Origin of the sequence: Nocardioides astragali, from assembly GCF_024436375.1 — a bacterium.
Lineage (GTDB): Bacteria > Actinomycetota > Actinomycetes > Propionibacteriales > Nocardioidaceae > Nocardioides > Nocardioides astragali.
This window is the reverse complement of sequence record NZ_JAFMZM010000003.1, coordinates 498,099-512,913: the sequence shown is the minus strand read 5'-3', so window position 1 is coordinate 512,913 and position 14,815 is coordinate 498,099. Positions and strand designations below refer to the sequence as shown.

The window sequence follows — 14,815 nt, the reverse complement described above, 5'->3', positions numbered from 1 at the left end:
CTCGGATTTACCCAAGTTGTGGAGCCCTCGCGTGGCGTAGGTCCGTGAGGACTCGGGTACGGCAAGGGACTTGCGTGGCGTCGCCGATGACCGCCGGTCTCGCCACCTGACCCTTGGGAGGGACTCGTGATGACTCTTGCCTCAACTCGATCACTGCGGCGTCCCGTGGGGATCGGCCTCGTCGGCATCCTCGCGGCGACCCTGTCGGCGTGCACCGGTCGCGGCGGGGGACAGCTGCCCCCGGACGGCCCGCTGTTCACCGGCGCGGCCTCGTTCGGCTTCAGCTTCAGCTGTGAGCGCTCGTCCGCAAGCGTCCAGCTGCAGCCGCCGACCGGTCGGCTGCGCATCCAGCTCTCGTACTCCGACCACGGCGCAAACCCGCTGGGCTCCGGGTTCGCCGTCCACGGCACGGTCGACACCGTCACACCGCTGATCGAGTCGATGTTCTGCATCGGCCAGGAGCCACCGCCGGGCGCGAACGAGCTCATCTTCCTGGGACGCTACCGAACCACTTCGACCGCCCCTGCGGGGTTCGCGCCCGCGTGCGACAGCGACTCGCCTGTCTGTCGCTTCGAGGTCATCGTCAGGGACAACGACCGCAATGGTGCCCCCACGAGCGGCGACTTCTTCTCGGTCAAGCTGTCCAGCGCAACTGCCGTGACGGCTGAGCTCGACCCGGCGACGGTGTTCTACACCCGGGCCGGGTTGTTGCGAAGCGGCAACCTCACAGTCGACTGACCGTCACCATCTTCGGCCGGTCCGCGGGACCGGCGAGAGGAGCCAGACCCATGAACCTGACCAATCGTCCGTCCGAGTCGGGAGGGCACGGACGCCTCGCGCGACGCGCCTTCCTCGCCAGCGTGGCCGGCGTTTCAGCCGGTGCGATCGTGGGCCGGGCACGCACCGTCGCCCGCGCCGCGGTCAGCGCAGCAACCACCGCACCAAGCGCCGAGGTGGTCCACGGAACCGAGCTCCGCGGCATGTACCTCACCAGCAAGAACCGACTGGCCGAGGGCCGGTTCGGCACGATGTTCAAGAAGCTCCCACCGTTCGCGCCGCGCGACGACCTGCTCGAGGGCCTCGCCCGGACGATGGTCGAGGACCAGACAGTCCCCGACGACAGCCTCCTCAACACCAGCGCCCGGCTCTTCGCAGGCTTCACGTTCATCGGGCAGTTCATCGACCACGACATCACCTTCGACAACACGCCACTCACCCAGCAGCAGGCGGACCCGTACGCGACGACCAACTTCCGGACCCCGCGCTACGACCTCGACTCGGTGTACGGGCGCGGGCCGGCCACCGAGCCGCAGTTCTACGATCCCGCTGACCGGGACAAGCTCCTGGTCACGCCCAACATCCACGGCGTCCCGGACATGCCACGCGGCGCCGACGGTCGCGCGATCATCCCGGAAGCACGCAACGACGAGAACCTGATCCTCGTCCAGCTCCACCAGGCGATCGCCCGGTTCCACAACCGGATCGTCGACCACGCGCGGGCCCAAGGCATCCGTAGCGAGTGGGTGTTCGAGACCGCGCGCCGGCTGACCCGGTGGCACTACCAGTGGGCGGTGACCCACGACTTCCTCCCGCGCTTCGTCGGAGACGCGCTCGTCGGCCCGAGCGGCACGGTCTACAAGGAGGTGGTCGGCAGGCCCCCCGTCATCACGCTCAGCTACTACCGCCCCACCAACAAGGATGGCCGCCCGTTCATGCCGGTCGAGTTCGCCGTCGCGGCCTACCGGTTCGGGCACACCCTCATCCGGCCCTTCTACGTCATCAACCAGTCGACGCTGGACCGTGGGGGCGTCCCGGTCTTCGGCCCGGACGGGGCCTTCAACCTCAACGGTGGGCGCCCGATCCCTGCAGATCTGGTCGTCGAGTGGAAGAACATCCTGCCAGTGGACCCGGGCTTCCCGGCGCGGAAGCCGCGCAAGATCGACACCAAGCTCTCCCTCCCGCTCGCGACCCTCCCCGGCTCGGTCGTCCCACCCCCGGACCCCACGATCCATCTCGCCGTTCGCAACTCGCTCCGTGGCAAGCACGTAGGGCTCGCGTCCGGTCAGCAGGTCGCCCGCGCGATGCGCGCGCCAGTCCTGACCAACTCCACCCTCGACGTCGGCAACGATCCGGGATGGGGCGGCGAGGCACCCCTCTGGTACTACATCCTCAAGGAGGCCGAGCTGCCGCCGAACAACGCCGAACGGCTCGGCGCAGTGGGCGGCAGGATCGTCGCCGAGGTGCTCGTCGGCCTCCTTCAGCGGGATCCGAGCTCCTACCTCTACCTCGACCCGGCCTGGAAGCCGATGCCGCCGATCGCACCCGCCACCGGCCAGTTCACGTTCGTCGACCTGTTGAGGTTCGCCGGCGCGGCGTGACCTGCCTACCGGAGACGGAAGTGGGTACCGGATCTGAGGCTGGCGGCGCCGCCGGCCGACGGGCCGCGACAAGGCCCGGCATCGAGATGGGAGCGACCATGAACCGACTGATGGCGAAGGTCCGGGAGTGGATGGCGCGGCGACGGGCGCACGGCTCGGGCGACGGGGTGCTCGGTGAGCCGGGCACCACCCAGCGACCCGGACGGGGCAGCGGTGGACCCGGCGAGGGCCCGGCCACCGGCGGGTCCACCGGACCGGCGGGTCCCGCTGGGCCTCCGTGAGAAGCCCGTCCTGTCACACTCGACTGATGACGGGACGAGCACATCCTGGAGTCGATGCCTACCTCGCGCAGCTGCCCGCGTGGCAACGATCGATCTGCGAGCAGCTCCGCGAGGCGATCTGGGCCACGGACCCCGAGATCGAGGAGACGATCAAGCGGACCGTGCAGCCCTACTTCGTGCTCCAGGGCAATGTCTGCGCCCTGCTGGCGACGAAGGACCACGTCAACCTCTTCCTCTACGACCCGACCGTCACCGACCCCCACGGCCTCATCAACCAAGGACACGGCAACGCGACCGGGCGGGCGATCCAGGTCTACGAGGACGACCAGATCGACCGGGATGCGCTGATCGACCTCCTCAGCGAGATCGTCGCCCACAACAGGCAAGGCGGTTGGCGCCGGATCAGCCGTCCATGAAGGCGGTGGTGTACGACCGCTACGGATCGCCCGACGTACTTCGGGTCGAGGACGTCCCGACCCCGTCGCCCGGCGTCGGCCAGGTGCGGGTCAGGGTGGCTGCGACGTCGGTCAACCTCAGCGACTGGGAGTGCCTGCGCGGTTCGCCGGCGTACGTCCGGATCGGCGGGCTCCGCTCCCCTGCGCACCGCATCCTCGGGTCGGACATCGCCGGCGTGGTCGAGGAGGTGGGTCCGGGGACGAGCCGGTTCCGACCGGGCGACGAGGTGTACGGCGACAACCTCGCGCTGATGGGTGGCTTCGCGGAGCACGTGGTCGCTGCTGAGGGCAGCCTGGCCCCCAAGCCGGCCGGCCTCACGTTCGCCGAGGCGTCGACCATCCCGCAGGCCGGGGTGATCGCCTGGCAGGGGACCAGCAAGGTCGAGGCAGGGCACCGGGTGCTGATCAACGGCGCCGGCGGAGGATCGGGATCGTTCGCGATACAGCTCGCCAAGCGCCGCGGCGCACACGTCACCGGTGTCGACAACGCCGCGAAGCAGCAGCACATGCAGTCGATGGGCGCGGACCACGTCATCGACTACCGGCGCGACGACTTCACCAAGCCGGACCAGCCGTACGACGTGGTCCTGGACCTGGTCGCACATCGGTCGGTCTTCGCCTACCGGCGCGCACTGGCACGCGGGGGCACGTACCGATGCGTCGGCGGGTCGGTGCCTGCCCTGCTGCGTGTCGTGACGGCCGGCTGGATGGTCGGGCGGCTCACGCGTCGGTCGATCGGGGTGCTCGTCGTGAAGGAGGGCCCGGCCCACTTCGAGCCGTTCGCTGCCCTCTGCGTCGACGGACAGGTCCAGATGCCCATCGAGCGCACCTTCACCCTCGACGAGGTCCCCGCCGCACTGGCGCACGTCGGTGAAGGACGTGCACTCGGCAAGGTCGTGGTGACCCCCTCGGGTCAGACGGGTTCGGTCTCCTGATCGGTGGTCGCGGCGGGTGCCGCGGAGAACCGCAGCTTCAGCGCGCTCCCGATCTCACTGTGTCGCACCAGGAAGGCGCGCTCGTCCAGGCGCTTGCGCCGCAGCCAGCTCGTGACCTCCTGGTTGCACTTGCTGGCGTTGCAGGAGCCGCACGCTGGGGCGATGTTGTCGAGCGTGTAGCGACCCCCGCGTGAGAGGGCCAGTACGCAGTCTTTCTGCAACGGCCCGCCGGTCGCGCCGCAGTAGGCGCAGCCGCCCCACGCCGCCTGGAGGGCCGCCCACTCGGTGTCGCTGAGGTCGTGCTCGACGCTGAGCATCCGCCGCTTCCGTCGCCGCGCGGCCCTGGCCCTTCGGCTCCGGTCGACCGCCATCTGCTCAGACTAGGCAACCGCGTCCTCTGGTCGAGCCCCTACGGGCGCCGGCGAGTCTTGCCGCTGGTCTGGCGCGGGGAGAGCATGGAGTGCCGCAGGTTCCGGCACCGCGGAGCCGCATCCGGAGGTGCGTGATGGCAGATCCGCTGCTGATGGGTCCAGCCGCCTTGTTCCTGACCTCGACCGTCTGGACCACGGCCGTGGCGGCCACCCGACCGGATCTCCCTGGGGAGCCGTTCGGCGTACGTGTCCCGGGCCCGGTCCGCACCCACCTAGCGCTCGGCCTGGGCTCGGCCGTCGCGGCGCCCTGGCCGATGCCGGCGATCGCGATGTGGGCGGCGGCGCGAGGGGACCCCGCGTCCGCGTGGGCGGCCCGGACCACGGCGGCCATCGGGATCGGCGTGGTCGTCGGCATCCTGTCCGAGCCGGCCACGTGGGGGCGACGCCCCCCGCCCACTCACCGCGCCAACGTCGCGCTGGGCCTCGCCATCGGCGCCGCCATGGCTTCAGCCGGCTCGTACCGCCTGAGGCAGCAGGCGGGAGCGACCGCTACACCAGTCGCAGCGAGCGCGTGAGCCAGAAACCAGGGGCGAAGGCCACCAGGAAGCACAGGTTGAGCACCGCGTTCTGCCAGAAGCCAGAGAGCACTGAGTAGCTGGTGTCCAGGAGGAACCAGAGGAGGAATGCCAGCACAAGTGCGTTCCAGGCGCCGGGGACGCGGCGCGGGAGGACGCCGCGAACGAACCAGGCGGTGAACGCGAACCATCCGGCCATCAAGGCCCCCATGACGGTGTGCGCCAGTCGGATGTAGGCCGCCTCCTCGTCGCCGAACGAGGCCGCGAAGTCCGCGCCGTAGAGCATCCAGCCGAAGACGTCGTACACGAGGTCCGGGAACAGCACGAAGGACGCTCCGCCGGCGGCGGTGGCCACCGACACCGCAGTGAGGTAGTCGATCCCGGGCTCGCGGCGCCTGCCACCGGCTTCGTCGAGGTGGTCCACCATGGACGGGAGCATGACAGGTCGATGCTTCGCAGCAGTACGCGTCCCGCGACAGGTCCACCTCGTCGGACCTAGCCTCGTGGGCATGCAGCTCGACCACCTGACGCTGCGCGACGGCCGTCGCGTCGACACGGCGCAGGGCGGCGACGCCCATGGCTTCCCCGTGCTCCTCCAGCACGGGCTGCCGGGCTCTCGACTCGCCGCCGCCCACGCCGAAGAGGCTGCGCACGAGTGCGGTGTACGACTCGTCTCCGTGAGCCGTCCGGGCTTCGGCCGTTCCGCTCCCGCGAACCCCAGCCTGGCCGAGCGAGGTCAGGACGCGATCGAGGTCGTCACTGCACTCGGCATCGACCAGCTCGCCGTCCTGGGCGTGTCCGGTGGTGCGCCTGCCGCGGCGGCGACCGCGGCCGTCGGCGGCGACCGAATCACGGCTCTGGGGATCGCCGTCGGGATCGGGCCGTGGAACGAGCTCGAGCCGGCCGACGACGCTGGGCTGGCGGCCGAGCGGGAGATCGTCGCCACGTACGCCCGGGGCGAGACCGAGGAGGCGCTCCACGCCTACCGCCGGCTCGCCGCGACGTGGTTCGACGACATGCTGAGCCGGGAGTCCGACGAGGATCTGATGTCTGCCTTCGACGCCCTCGCCGCGGGCGAGGACGGGGAGCCCGACGAGGACCTGTCCTACATGACGCCCGGGATGCGTCGCCGCTTCGCCCAGGACCTGCGCGAGGCGTTGCTGACGTACGACGGGATGGCCCTCGACAACCTGACGGTCGGCCGTCCCTGGGACGTCGACCTCAGCTCCATCAGGCAGCCGACGTTCCTGTGGTTCGGCGAGCGCGACGCGTTCGTCTCGCACGTCTACGCCGATTGGTGGCAGCAGCAGATCCCCCACGCCCGGCTGACGCTGCGCGAAGGCAAGGGGCACGGCAGTGCCTACCTCGAGCACTGGGCGGACATGCTGCGCGACCTGACGCGGTGAGCCGCTTCATCACTCCACGCGGTGCGCCAGCCGCGCAACCGCGTCGGCCACGCGCGACCCGAACATGACGGGGTCGTTGTGGTCGGCACCCGCGAGCACCACCCTCTCGGCGAGCGAGGGAGCCTGGTCGGCGACGCGGGCGCTGAGCACTGTGGGCACCACGGAGTCACGGTCGCCGTAGATGATCGTCACCGGCACGTCGCTGGTGGTCAGGTGCTCGACGACAGGGAACCGGTCGCGGAGCAGCACGCGTACGGGAAGCCACGGATAGTGGTGTGCTCCGACGTCGGCGAGGTCGGTGAACGGCGAGCGCAGCACGATCCCCGCCGGTGGGTGCCGGGCCTGGAGAGCCGCAACCACCCCTGAGCCCAGCGACTCGCCGAAGTAGAGCGTCCGCTCCGCTGGGAAGCCCAGCTCCTCCAGCGCCTCCACAGCGGCGTCGGCGTCGGCGGCGAGGCCGTCCTCGCTGGGCTCGCCGGGGTTGCCGCCATAGCCGCGGTAGTCCATCAGCAGCACGGCGAGGCCGCGGCGGCTCAGCTCCTCGGCGAAGCCGGCCCTGCCGGCCCGGTTGCCACCGTTACCCGGCGCCACCAGCACGGCCACCCCCTCATCCGTCGGGCCCGCCGGCGGGACGAACCACGCGCGCAGCTCCAGCCCGTCGGCCGTGTGCAGGGTGACGTCCCGGGCGCCGGCGATGACCTCTCCCGCCCCGGGCACCGGCGTGCGGTCGGGGAAGTAGATCAGCTGACGCTGCAGCGCCCACGACATCGCAACCACCGTCCCCAGGAGCAGCAGCACCACGAGGAGGCCACGCCAGAGCCCTCCGCGATTCCGCCCGGTCATTCCTCATGCTCGCCCCGGTCCTCCGGCGTCGCAAGCGAGAGGGACCGCCCGCTCGAGGTCAGCCGAGGAGCGCCTCGGGCGTGAGCTCGAAGAGCTCGTCGTCCAGCTGGCGTACGCCGGGCGTCTTCGCGAGCGCCCGCAGGGACTTCACGTTGCTGGGGTCGACCCCTGCGTAGACCCGGTCGAGCTCCTTGCGCTCGAAGAGGTCGCGGGCGGCAGCCAAGCCTGCCTCGAGCGCGAAGCCCTTGCCCCAGTGGTCGGGGTGGACGACGACGCCGATCTCGATCGCGTCCGGGTCGACGCCGCTTCCCTCGCCGATCGGAGCCACCTCGACGAAGGCGACGGGCTCACCGTCGAGCAGCACCAGCCAGGAGCCGTACGCGTGCTCGCGCCAGCTCGCGCACCGGCGAGCGAGCTGGCCGGCCATCCGCTCGCGCGGGAGTGGTGCACCCGTACTCGTCGTCGCCACGACGGCTGGCGCGTTGCGGATCGCGAGCAGGACGTCGAGGTCGTCCTCCTCGACGGGACGCAGCACCAACCGAGCGGTGTCGAGCCGAAGCGTCACTCCGCGATCCTAGGGGCGCTTCTGGTGCTGGGCTGGTCCAGCGGACAGCCCGATCCAACCGATCCTGTGTCCGTTCCGTTGGACTATAAGAAGCAGACGGAGGTTGCCATGGGTGCGGCCAGGCAGGACGAGGAGTTCGCGGAGTACGTCGCGGGGGTCTCGACCTGCGCTGTGGCGCACTGCCTACCTGTTGTGCGGCAACGTGGCCCAGGCCGACGACCTGGTGCAGAACGCGCTGCTCAAGCTCTACGTCGCGTGGCCACGGCTGGTGCGCGGGGACCGGCTGGACGGCTACACACGCCGGGTCATCGTCAATTCACACATCGACGAGCTCCGTCGCCCGTGGCGGCGGGAGTCCGAGCCGCTGGAGGGGCACGAGCCCGTCACGGAGATGCCGGACGTCGACCACCGGGCGTTGATCCGGGCGCTGAAAGCCCTCCCGGCGGGGCAGCGCCGGGTTGTCGTGCTGCGCCACTACTGGGGCCTGTCGGTGGCCGAGACCGCGGGGGACCTGGGGATCAGCGAGGGCAGCGTCAAGAGTCAGTGCGCGATCGGGCTGCACAAGCTCGAGGAAGCCCTGGCCTCCCACTACCGAAGCGAGGATCGGGCATGAGCACCCCCGAGGAGATCTGGACCGCTCGGCTGCACGCCGCCGTCGACGACCATCCGGGTGCGCTGACGTTCGACGTGCCGTCGTACGTGGCCGCCGGCCGCAAGCGGGCACGCCGCAACCGCGCAGCCGCTGTTCTCGCGACGACCGCTGCGGTCGCGCTGGTTGCAGCTGGGGCCGCGCTGACGACGGGAGGCACGCGTACAGAGCCGGCACAGCCCGCCGCCCCAAGGCTCCCCAGCACGAGGACGCTCGGGTCGGACACCAACGGGTGGGTAGCGGTCGACACGTGGCAGGGCGGGGGCGAGATCTACCTCCTCCGGCCAGGCGAGGACGCCCGCCGGCTCGAGGTCGCGGGATCGGCTGCGACCACCGAGGCGTGCCCGGCGTGGTCGCCGGATGGCACGAGGCTGCTGTTCGGCCGAGTGAGCCCTACGTCGGACACCTCGCCCATCGACGCCGAGCTCGTGATCGTCCCGGTCGACCAGAGCGGCACAACCGGGACCCCGACCGTGATCGCGCTCGACGGCTTCGACGTGATCACGGGTCACGACGTCCATCCGTGCGGAATCTGGGCACCGGACGGTCGGTGGGTCGCCCTCGCAGGAGACGGCGAGGTATGGGTGGTCGACACGCAGACCGGCACGATTCGGCGTCTGCCAGACCTGCGGCCGAGCGATCTCGAGTGGCGCCCCGGCACCGACGAGCTCGCGATCGCGGGCGACATGGGGCCCTCCCGCGCGGCACGCACGCTGTCGACGCCGGTCAGCGTCTACTCGGTGGCCACTGGTGAGCTCCGCCATCTCGGCTCTGTCGAGGCCGCACACATCACGTGGTCGCCGGACGGCGCGACCCTGGCGTACACGGGCGGCGAGACCGACCCCCCGGACCTCTGGCTCGTCGACGGCGACGGCGCCAACGAGCGGTTGCTTTTCGCCGAGGCGGGCGGGAACCTCCACGGGATCGGGCTCGTGTGGTCGCCCACCGGGGACCGCATCGCCTACCAACGCCTCGCCGGCGGCGGAGAGAGACATGAGGTCGTCCTCGTGGACGTCGCCGACAAGTCCGAGACCGTCATCGAGGCGCCAGAGGCCGACGGGCAGCTCTGGTACCCGTTCACGGTCTCGTGGTCGCCTGAGGGGACGACGCTGCTGTACGCGGCCTGGACCGAGGATGACGAGACGCTGCCCGGCGGAGTGATCGCCGTCTCGGCCGACGACCCGAGCAACGTGACGGTGCTGACGGACGCGATCGACCCGGTGCCGAACTACGACAGCCACCAGTGGACCCCGACCCAGATGTGGGCCCGGCGACCGGGATGATCCAGCGCCCGTCGAAACGTCCGCGACTCGGCGACGGTGAACCTTCACCCCAGGTCACGGCTCATCGACCGCGGGGGTGAGAGCGGGTGAGGCTGCAGGTCGACGCGTCGCACGCCGCAACGGGCGCAGCGTACGTAGAGGACTCGGCCCTCCGACGTCTGATGGCTGGACTCGGTGAGCCAGCCGTGCTCGTGGATGGCGTCCGCGCGCCGGGACAGCTCAGCTGCGATGTCGGTCATGGTCACGACTCTGGTGTAATGGTCTTGTGCATCTCAACCCTTACGGTGAGTACGCCGTGCTCATGGCTGCCTCGCTCGCGGACGACTGGCCTGACGACCGGGCGGGCATCGAAGCCCGGACCCGGGAGTTCGGCATGACGATGGACTTCGCTGAGTCGCCAGATGACTACTGGCGCACGCGCCGGGTCGTCGACGAGTGGCTTCGCGTCGTGGACGCGCCGGAGCCGGGTGAACGGGCGCGGTTGCTCAACGACCTGCTGGCGCAAGCGACCGCGTATCCGCGGCTGACCGACCACGGGCGGGAAGGATGGCACCTTCACTATCGCGACGACGCCAACGATTCGCTTCCGGACGTGCTGCGAGCGGTGATCAGCGTGGGCACCGCGTTGCACCTGACCACTCGGGGCATACATCGCCTGAGCCGGTGCGCGGCGGGGGAGACGAAGGGAGACCCATGCGCTGCAGTGGTCGTAGACGTCACCCGCAACGGGCGACAGCGCTACTGCTCGGTCCGCTGCGCCAACCGCGCCGCGGTCCGCCGGCACCGCGGCAGACGCTCCATGACCGCTCACTGATCGGTTCGCCGCGGGGAGACCAGTTGTTGGCCTGGTTCGGGCAGACTCCGAGCATGCGCCGTTCGCTCGCCTGGACCCTGGTCGGCGCGGGCGTCATCGCAATGAGCGTCTCGAGCCTCTGGGCCCCGCCTCAACCAGAGCTGTTGCAGGACGGCGGTGCGTGTGAAATCAGCCTTTGTGGAACGCTCGAGGACCCGGCACGCTGGCGCGCGGCCTGGTGGTTGTGGGCTGCAGGTCTCTGCGTCCTCGCGATCGCCATTCCGCTTGCGTCCCGACCACGGCGGGTCAGACCACTTTGGGTCGTCCTTGCGGTCGTCACGGCTCCGGGCTGGCTGGTTGGCTACGCGGTCATCGCGTGGATGGTCTCCCTGTGGACCTCGGTCCAGGGGGCGGCCACAGTGTTCGCCTGCGGAGTTCTCGCCCCCTTCCTGTCAGTCCTCACAGGTGCGCTCAAGAGGGGAAGCAGCCGTCCGGTGGCCGCAGGCGAGCGATTCCAGGACGAGCAAGGCTCCTAGTCGCACGCGGTCCGCTGCGCGCGGCATTTGCGGCGGTTAGACGCCGCTTCGAACGAGCGCGATCAGGTGCCCGTACTACCGTCCAACGGGGTTGTGTACGCGCCTGGCCTGGCGGAACCTGATGGTGTGGACGCGTGGCGGGTCATTCTCTTGCCGGGGATCGTGATGCCCGCCGCCGGCGCCTTCGGCGATCTGCTGGCAGACCTCGATGCCGACGTGGACGCAGTGGCAAAGGACTTGGAGGTGTACGCGACCAGCACTCCCCCTCCCGGCTACTCCCTCGACGTAGAGGTAGCCGGGGTCCTGGCCTCTGCGAAGGCGCGAGGCTGGGACCAGTTCCACCTGGTCGGGTACTCCGGCGGTGCGTCCGTTGCGCTGGCCTTCGCCGCCGCTCATGGCGGGTACCTCACAAGTCTCGCCCTGCTCGAGCCCGCATGGGCCGGAAACTGGGCCGACGCCAGCGAGGCTCACAAGGCATTGTGGCCCGAGTACCGGCGAGTAGCGGCCCTGCCGCCCGAGGAGGCACTGCCCGCCTTCGTGCGCATGCAACTGCGCCAAGGAGTAGATCCGCCAGCCCGGCCGGAAGGCCCTCCGCCTCCATGGATGGCCCAACGCCCGGGAGGCATTCGCGCGATGGTCAACGCGTTCCACACCTACGACCTCGATCGGGACGCGCTGCGCCGCTTCCACCGTCCCGTGTACTTCGCCCTGGGGGCGCTCAGCAACCCTGACCAGTTCCGCGAGGAAGCGGAGCGTCTGGCCCGCGTCTTCGACGACTTCTGGCTCGAGGTTTTTCCCCGCCGCCATCACTTCGACCCACCCCACCGCGCCGACGCGCCGGCGCTCGCTGCCTCGCTCCGCAGTCTGTGGCAGCGTTCAGAGCGGAAGTCCACCACGTAGGACAACCCGTCGTCGCGACTGCGTGCACAAATCGTGCCGTCCGGAAGGCGGTGGTACGACGCACTGAGCGAGGTAAAGAACATGCCTGCGCGATTGGGCGCGCCCGCCGAGCTCGCACCCATAGGCGGAGCGTGTCTCACCTGAGGGCGAAACTCGACGGGCACGCACGCATTCCTACCCAGCCGGGCGACAGCAAGGATTCCCCTTGATGGGGCAGAGACGTGCGGTGGATCGCCGCGTCACAGCGGGACGACGCTCGTCCGACTGTGTGTGCAGTCTCTTCACCGGGGTGCTCGTAGCCCTCCACCCTCTGGGAGCGGATCAATAGTTAGGGGCGCAGACCCACGTGCCTCGGCCCACTTCGGGGATGCTCGTGGCCTCGAGGTACGTGCGCCCCGCGGCTCGTTCACAGAGCGATCGAGCTGCCCAGAACGTGCCCATCCCGTCGAGTCGTGCGTCCTGACACCTCCAGTAACCGAAGCGGGCGGCGTGGAAGTCGCCACCGGCGGCGCCGCACAGCACGCGCAGCTGGTGGCTCGTTCCGTAGGCCGGGTCGGCGGAGGCAGGTGTGGCCCCGGCGGCAGCGGTGGCTGCGGCGAGGAAGGCGGCGCCGACCGCGATGCGGGTCGTCCGGGTGCGAGTGCGGTTCAGGTCCATGAGTTCTCCAGGTGTCGTTGTCGGGGACGTGTCGTCGGGGGTGTGGGGGGGCTTGGTTTCTGGGAGGTCCTCGCTCGTGAGTCCGCAGTCACTGGGGGTCCTGCGGGTCGCGCCACATGCGCCACAGTGGTGGTCCGCCGCCCGGGAGGCGTATCTCGTTCATGACGACGAAGCCGTGACGCAGGTAGAGCGCTCGACTGCGAGGAGTGCTGGCCTCGAGGTAGGCGGGGACGCGCTCACGATCCAGTGGTGCGAGCGTTTCGCGCAGCACGAGACTGCCGAGTCCCTGTCCCTGGCATCTCGGGTCTGTGCCGAGGAGCATCAGGTGGGCGTGCGGCTCTCGCGGGATCTGGGCCTCCATGTAGGTGAGCACCCGCAGCGCTCGAGGAGTCTGACGGCCGAGGACCCGCGCGATCTTTGAAGTCAGCCGGAGAGTCTCGAGCAGGCTTGGGCGTGGCTGGTCGGCCGGCTTCCACAGGGCAACGCACCCGTGGTCGGTCGTCGTGTAGCACTCGCCGTCGCGCAAGGCATCAGGCACGAAGACGAGTCGATACAACGCCTCGAGGCCTCGACGCCGCGTGGACCGGTCGGGAAGGACGAACGTCGAGAGGGGGTCGTTCTCGAAGGCTCGCCCGAGCACACCGGCGAGCTGCCGTGTCTCCTCGGTGCGGCCCTTGCGTATTGGGGTTCGTGCGAGGTCGCGTGTGGCATTTGTCGTCACGTGGCAGTCCTCTCGCCCGCGGCGATCTCGCGGATCGCCTGGTGGGTCCTGAAGACGCCATCCGGGTCGTACTCGGCCTTGACCCCGGTGAGGCGCTCGGTGTTCGCACCGAAAGCCGCCCTCATGCGGTCGACACCTTCCTCGCCGATGAAGTTCGGGTAGGTGGCTCCTGCTGAGAATGGGCGCATGTCCTGGCGGAAGGCACGTCCGAGGCGGATGCAGCGCTGGTCGTCGGCCGGATCTTCCCAGAGCAGCAGGGGGTGGACGATGAAGCCGGCCTCCCGCCCGGTCAGCGGTGAGTGCTCGGCGCCGTAGCGCCGTACCGCGCCGCCCCAGGCCACGATGAACAGCTGCGACGGTCCGGCCGGCAGCTCCGTTGCCCGCGCCACGAGGGCGTCGATTGCCTCGTCGGGCAGGTCGACCACGCTCTCGGCGGTCCAGTAGTTGCGGTAGCCCGGGGGGTCATCCACCGAGCACTGGAAGTCGGCGTACGGCGTGGGTTGGAAGAAGTCGGCATCCGGGCCCAGCTCTCGTACCGGTGCGAGCATGTCGTGACCGTCGGTCAGGCTGCCGCACGACATGCCGAGGATCGCGATGGCCGGCTTGCCGCGCAGGTGTCGCGGGATGTCATCCTCGTCGGGAGCGGTGATGAAGGCGCACGCCAGCGACAGCTCGTCCGGCGCGCCGTTCATCACGTCGCGGAAGGTCCGCAGCACCTCCGGTGCGCGGTCGATCGCGAAGAGAGCCACGCCGCCGTGGACCTCAGGACCCACCGGGTGCAGCTTCATCTCCATCGCCGTCACCACGCCGAAGCTGCCGCCCCCGCCCCGAAGGGCCCACAGGAGGTCCGGATTCTCGTCCTCGGAGGCGCGCACGATCTCGCCGTCGCTGGTGACCAGCTCGGCGGCGAGGAGGTTGTCGCAGGCCAGCCCGTGCTTGCGCTCCAGCCAGCCCGAGCCACCTCCGAGAGTCAGTCCGGCCACGCCCGTGGTGGACACCCGGCCTCCGGTGGTGGCCAGTCCGTGGGCCTGGGTGGCACGGTCGACGTCGGCCCAGATGCAGCCGCCGCCGATCCGTACCGTCCGTGTGTCAAGGTCGACGTCGATCTCGGTCATGCCGCGCATGTCGAGCACGACGCCGTCGTCGCACAGGGAGAGCCCCGCGACCGAGTGTCCGCCGGCGCGAACCGCAACCGGTAGGTGGCGCTCGCGGGCGAAGGCGATCACGGCGACCACGTCGTCGAGCGCGACGCACCTGGCCACGAAGCGCGGTCGGCGCTCGACCATGGTGTTGAACAGGGTGCAGGTGTCCTCGTACTGGGCGTCGCCTGGCTCGTACAGGCCGCCGCTGAGACGGAAGCGGAGCTCATCGACCCCGGTGATGAGTGATGTGTGAGTCATGGTGGGAGTCTGGTGCGCACTGGGCAGCGAGCGCGTCGCCCGGAACGGCCATCTGAAGCGAATGGCC

General features: G+C 70.0%; 20 protein-coding genes. 12 read left to right on the top strand and 8 right to left on the bottom strand.

Features of this window, described 5'->3' with window-relative positions:
- The first annotated feature begins 129 nt into the window (after positions 1–129).
- From J3P44_RS11680 to J3P44_RS11660, 5 genes are all read left to right on the top strand, one after another.
- Positions 130–738, top strand: a complete 609-nt coding sequence (locus tag J3P44_RS11680) for a hypothetical protein (protein ID WP_255890523.1) — start codon at positions 130–132, stop codon at positions 736–738.
- 50 nt (positions 739–788) lie between these two features.
- Positions 789–2,378, top strand: coding sequence for a peroxidase family protein (locus tag J3P44_RS11675; RefSeq protein ID WP_255890522.1), 1,590 nt, complete (start codon positions 789–791; stop codon positions 2,376–2,378).
- Positions 2,379–2,476: 98 nt separating this feature from the next.
- Complete coding sequence (locus J3P44_RS11670) at positions 2,477–2,659, top strand: hypothetical protein (protein ID WP_255890521.1); 183 nt, start codon at positions 2,477–2,479, stop codon at positions 2,657–2,659.
- A gap of 26 nt (positions 2,660–2,685) precedes the next feature.
- Positions 2,686–3,075, top strand: a complete 390-nt coding sequence (locus J3P44_RS11665; RefSeq protein ID WP_255890520.1) for a DUF1801 domain-containing protein — start codon at positions 2,686–2,688, stop codon at positions 3,073–3,075.
- Positions 3,072–4,049 carry an NAD(P)-dependent alcohol dehydrogenase gene (locus J3P44_RS11660; RefSeq protein ID WP_255890519.1) on the top strand — a complete coding sequence of 326 codons (978 nt, stop codon included), beginning with the start codon at positions 3,072–3,074 and terminating at the stop codon, positions 4,047–4,049. Before J3P44_RS11665 ends, J3P44_RS11660 begins: the two co-directional genes overlap by 4 nt.
- On the opposite strand, the gene J3P44_RS11655 is transcribed toward J3P44_RS11660, so the two are convergent.
- Positions 4,028–4,420, bottom strand: a complete 393-nt coding sequence (locus J3P44_RS11655) for an HNH endonuclease (protein WP_255890518.1) — start codon at positions 4,418–4,420, stop codon at positions 4,028–4,030. The two genes, J3P44_RS11660 and J3P44_RS11655, sit on opposite strands and share 22 nt — an antisense overlap.
- Before the next feature lie 134 nt (positions 4,421–4,554).
- Between J3P44_RS11655 and J3P44_RS11650 the strand changes: the two genes are divergently transcribed.
- A complete protein-coding gene (locus J3P44_RS11650) occupies positions 4,555–4,995 on the top strand; it encodes a hypothetical protein (RefSeq protein ID WP_255890517.1) in 441 nt (146 codons plus the stop codon).
- On the opposite strand, the gene J3P44_RS11645 is transcribed toward J3P44_RS11650, so the two are convergent.
- Positions 4,970–5,422, bottom strand: coding sequence for a hypothetical protein (locus J3P44_RS11645; protein WP_255890516.1), 453 nt, complete (start codon positions 5,420–5,422; stop codon positions 4,970–4,972). The two genes, J3P44_RS11650 and J3P44_RS11645, sit on opposite strands and share 26 nt — an antisense overlap.
- 82 nt (positions 5,423–5,504) lie before the next feature.
- On the opposite strand from J3P44_RS11645, the gene J3P44_RS11640 reads away from it, so the two are divergent.
- Complete coding sequence (locus J3P44_RS11640; RefSeq protein ID WP_255890515.1) at positions 5,505–6,401, top strand: alpha/beta hydrolase; 897 nt, start codon at positions 5,505–5,507, stop codon at positions 6,399–6,401.
- Positions 6,402–6,410: 9 nt separating this feature from the next.
- On the opposite strand, the gene J3P44_RS11635 is transcribed toward J3P44_RS11640, so the two are convergent.
- Both J3P44_RS11635 and J3P44_RS11630 read right to left on the bottom strand, forming a co-directional pair.
- A complete protein-coding gene (locus J3P44_RS11635) occupies positions 6,411–7,244 on the bottom strand; it encodes an alpha/beta hydrolase (protein ID WP_255890514.1) in 834 nt (277 codons plus the stop codon).
- A 58-nt stretch (positions 7,245–7,302) separates the two neighbouring features.
- Complete coding sequence (locus J3P44_RS11630; protein ID WP_255890513.1) at positions 7,303–7,809, bottom strand: GNAT family N-acetyltransferase; 507 nt, start codon at positions 7,807–7,809, stop codon at positions 7,303–7,305.
- Between the two features lie 202 nt (positions 7,810–8,011).
- Between J3P44_RS11630 and J3P44_RS11625 the strand changes: the two genes are divergently transcribed.
- Together J3P44_RS11625 and J3P44_RS11620 are read left to right on the top strand one after the other, a co-directional pair.
- Positions 8,012–8,422: a sigma-70 family RNA polymerase sigma factor gene (locus J3P44_RS11625; RefSeq protein WP_255890512.1), complete on the top strand. Its 411-nt coding sequence runs from the start codon at positions 8,012–8,014 to the stop codon at positions 8,420–8,422.
- Complete coding sequence (locus J3P44_RS11620; RefSeq protein WP_255890511.1) at positions 8,419–9,741, top strand: beta-propeller domain-containing protein; 1,323 nt, start codon at positions 8,419–8,421, stop codon at positions 9,739–9,741. Before J3P44_RS11625 ends, J3P44_RS11620 begins: the two co-directional genes overlap by 4 nt.
- A 44-nt stretch (positions 9,742–9,785) precedes the next feature.
- On the opposite strand, the gene J3P44_RS11615 is transcribed toward J3P44_RS11620, so the two are convergent.
- Entirely contained in the window at positions 9,786–9,980 is a 195-nt protein-coding gene (locus tag J3P44_RS11615; protein ID WP_255890510.1) for a hypothetical protein, read from the bottom strand.
- Between the two features lie 26 nt (positions 9,981–10,006).
- Here J3P44_RS11615 and J3P44_RS11610 point away from each other — a divergent pair, with 26 nt between their 5' ends.
- From J3P44_RS11610 to J3P44_RS11600, 3 genes are all read left to right on the top strand, one after another.
- Positions 10,007–10,555 (top strand): CGNR zinc finger domain-containing protein, encoded by a 549-nt coding sequence (locus J3P44_RS11610; protein WP_255890509.1) that lies wholly within the window; start codon positions 10,007–10,009, stop codon positions 10,553–10,555.
- 53 nt (positions 10,556–10,608) lie between these two features.
- Positions 10,609–11,070, top strand: coding sequence for a hypothetical protein (locus J3P44_RS11605; RefSeq protein WP_255890508.1), 462 nt, complete (start codon positions 10,609–10,611; stop codon positions 11,068–11,070).
- A gap of 126 nt (positions 11,071–11,196) precedes the next feature.
- Positions 11,197–11,970 carry an alpha/beta fold hydrolase gene (locus J3P44_RS11600; RefSeq protein WP_255890507.1) on the top strand — a complete coding sequence of 258 codons (774 nt, stop codon included), beginning with the start codon at positions 11,197–11,199 and terminating at the stop codon, positions 11,968–11,970.
- A gap of 321 nt (positions 11,971–12,291) precedes the next feature.
- Here J3P44_RS11600 and J3P44_RS11595 read toward each other — a convergent pair whose 3' ends face one another.
- From J3P44_RS11595 to J3P44_RS11585, 3 genes are all read right to left on the bottom strand, one after another.
- Positions 12,292–12,627 carry a hypothetical protein gene (locus J3P44_RS11595; protein WP_255890506.1) on the bottom strand — a complete coding sequence of 112 codons (336 nt, stop codon included), beginning with the start codon at positions 12,625–12,627 and terminating at the stop codon, positions 12,292–12,294.
- Between the two features lie 88 nt (positions 12,628–12,715).
- Positions 12,716–13,348 carry a GNAT family N-acetyltransferase gene (locus tag J3P44_RS25510; RefSeq protein ID WP_255890505.1) on the bottom strand — a complete coding sequence of 211 codons (633 nt, stop codon included), beginning with the start codon at positions 13,346–13,348 and terminating at the stop codon, positions 12,716–12,718.
- A complete protein-coding gene (locus J3P44_RS11585) occupies positions 13,345–14,748 on the bottom strand; it encodes an FAD-binding oxidoreductase (RefSeq protein ID WP_255890504.1) in 1,404 nt (467 codons plus the stop codon). The genes J3P44_RS25510 and J3P44_RS11585 overlap by 4 nt, the downstream gene beginning before the upstream one ends.
- Positions 14,749–14,815 lie beyond the last annotated feature (67 nt).

Coding starts and splice junctions, on each gene's coding strand:
- J3P44_RS11605 (WP_255890508.1), top strand. CDS start 10,609: ATGCGCCGTTCGCTCGCCTGGACCCTGGTCGGCGCGGGCGTCATCGCA.
- J3P44_RS11620 (WP_255890511.1), top strand. CDS start 8,419: ATGAGCACCCCCGAGGAGATCTGGACCGCTCGGCTGCACGCCGCCGTC.
- J3P44_RS11585 (WP_255890504.1), bottom strand. CDS start 14,748: ATGACTCACACATCACTCATCACCGGGGTCGATGAGCTCCGCTTCCGT.
- J3P44_RS11660 (WP_255890519.1), top strand. CDS start 3,072: ATGAAGGCGGTGGTGTACGACCGCTACGGATCGCCCGACGTACTTCGG.
- J3P44_RS11655 (WP_255890518.1), bottom strand. CDS start 4,420: ATGGCGGTCGACCGGAGCCGAAGGGCCAGGGCCGCGCGGCGACGGAAG.
- J3P44_RS11615 (WP_255890510.1), bottom strand. CDS start 9,980: ATGACCGACATCGCAGCTGAGCTGTCCCGGCGCGCGGACGCCATCCAC.
- J3P44_RS11650 (WP_255890517.1), top strand. CDS start 4,555: ATGGCAGATCCGCTGCTGATGGGTCCAGCCGCCTTGTTCCTGACCTCG.
- J3P44_RS11595 (WP_255890506.1), bottom strand. CDS start 12,627: ATGGACCTGAACCGCACTCGCACCCGGACGACCCGCATCGCGGTCGGC.
- J3P44_RS11675 (WP_255890522.1), top strand. CDS start 789: ATGAACCTGACCAATCGTCCGTCCGAGTCGGGAGGGCACGGACGCCTC.
- J3P44_RS11640 (WP_255890515.1), top strand. CDS start 5,505: ATGCAGCTCGACCACCTGACGCTGCGCGACGGCCGTCGCGTCGACACG.
- J3P44_RS11635 (WP_255890514.1), bottom strand. CDS start 7,244: ATGACCGGGCGGAATCGCGGAGGGCTCTGGCGTGGCCTCCTCGTGGTG.
- J3P44_RS11680 (WP_255890523.1), top strand. CDS start 130: ATGACTCTTGCCTCAACTCGATCACTGCGGCGTCCCGTGGGGATCGGC.
- J3P44_RS11670 (WP_255890521.1), top strand. CDS start 2,477: ATGAACCGACTGATGGCGAAGGTCCGGGAGTGGATGGCGCGGCGACGG.
- J3P44_RS11665 (WP_255890520.1), top strand. CDS start 2,686: ATGACGGGACGAGCACATCCTGGAGTCGATGCCTACCTCGCGCAGCTG.
- J3P44_RS11645 (WP_255890516.1), bottom strand. CDS start 5,422: ATGGTGGACCACCTCGACGAAGCCGGTGGCAGGCGCCGCGAGCCCGGG.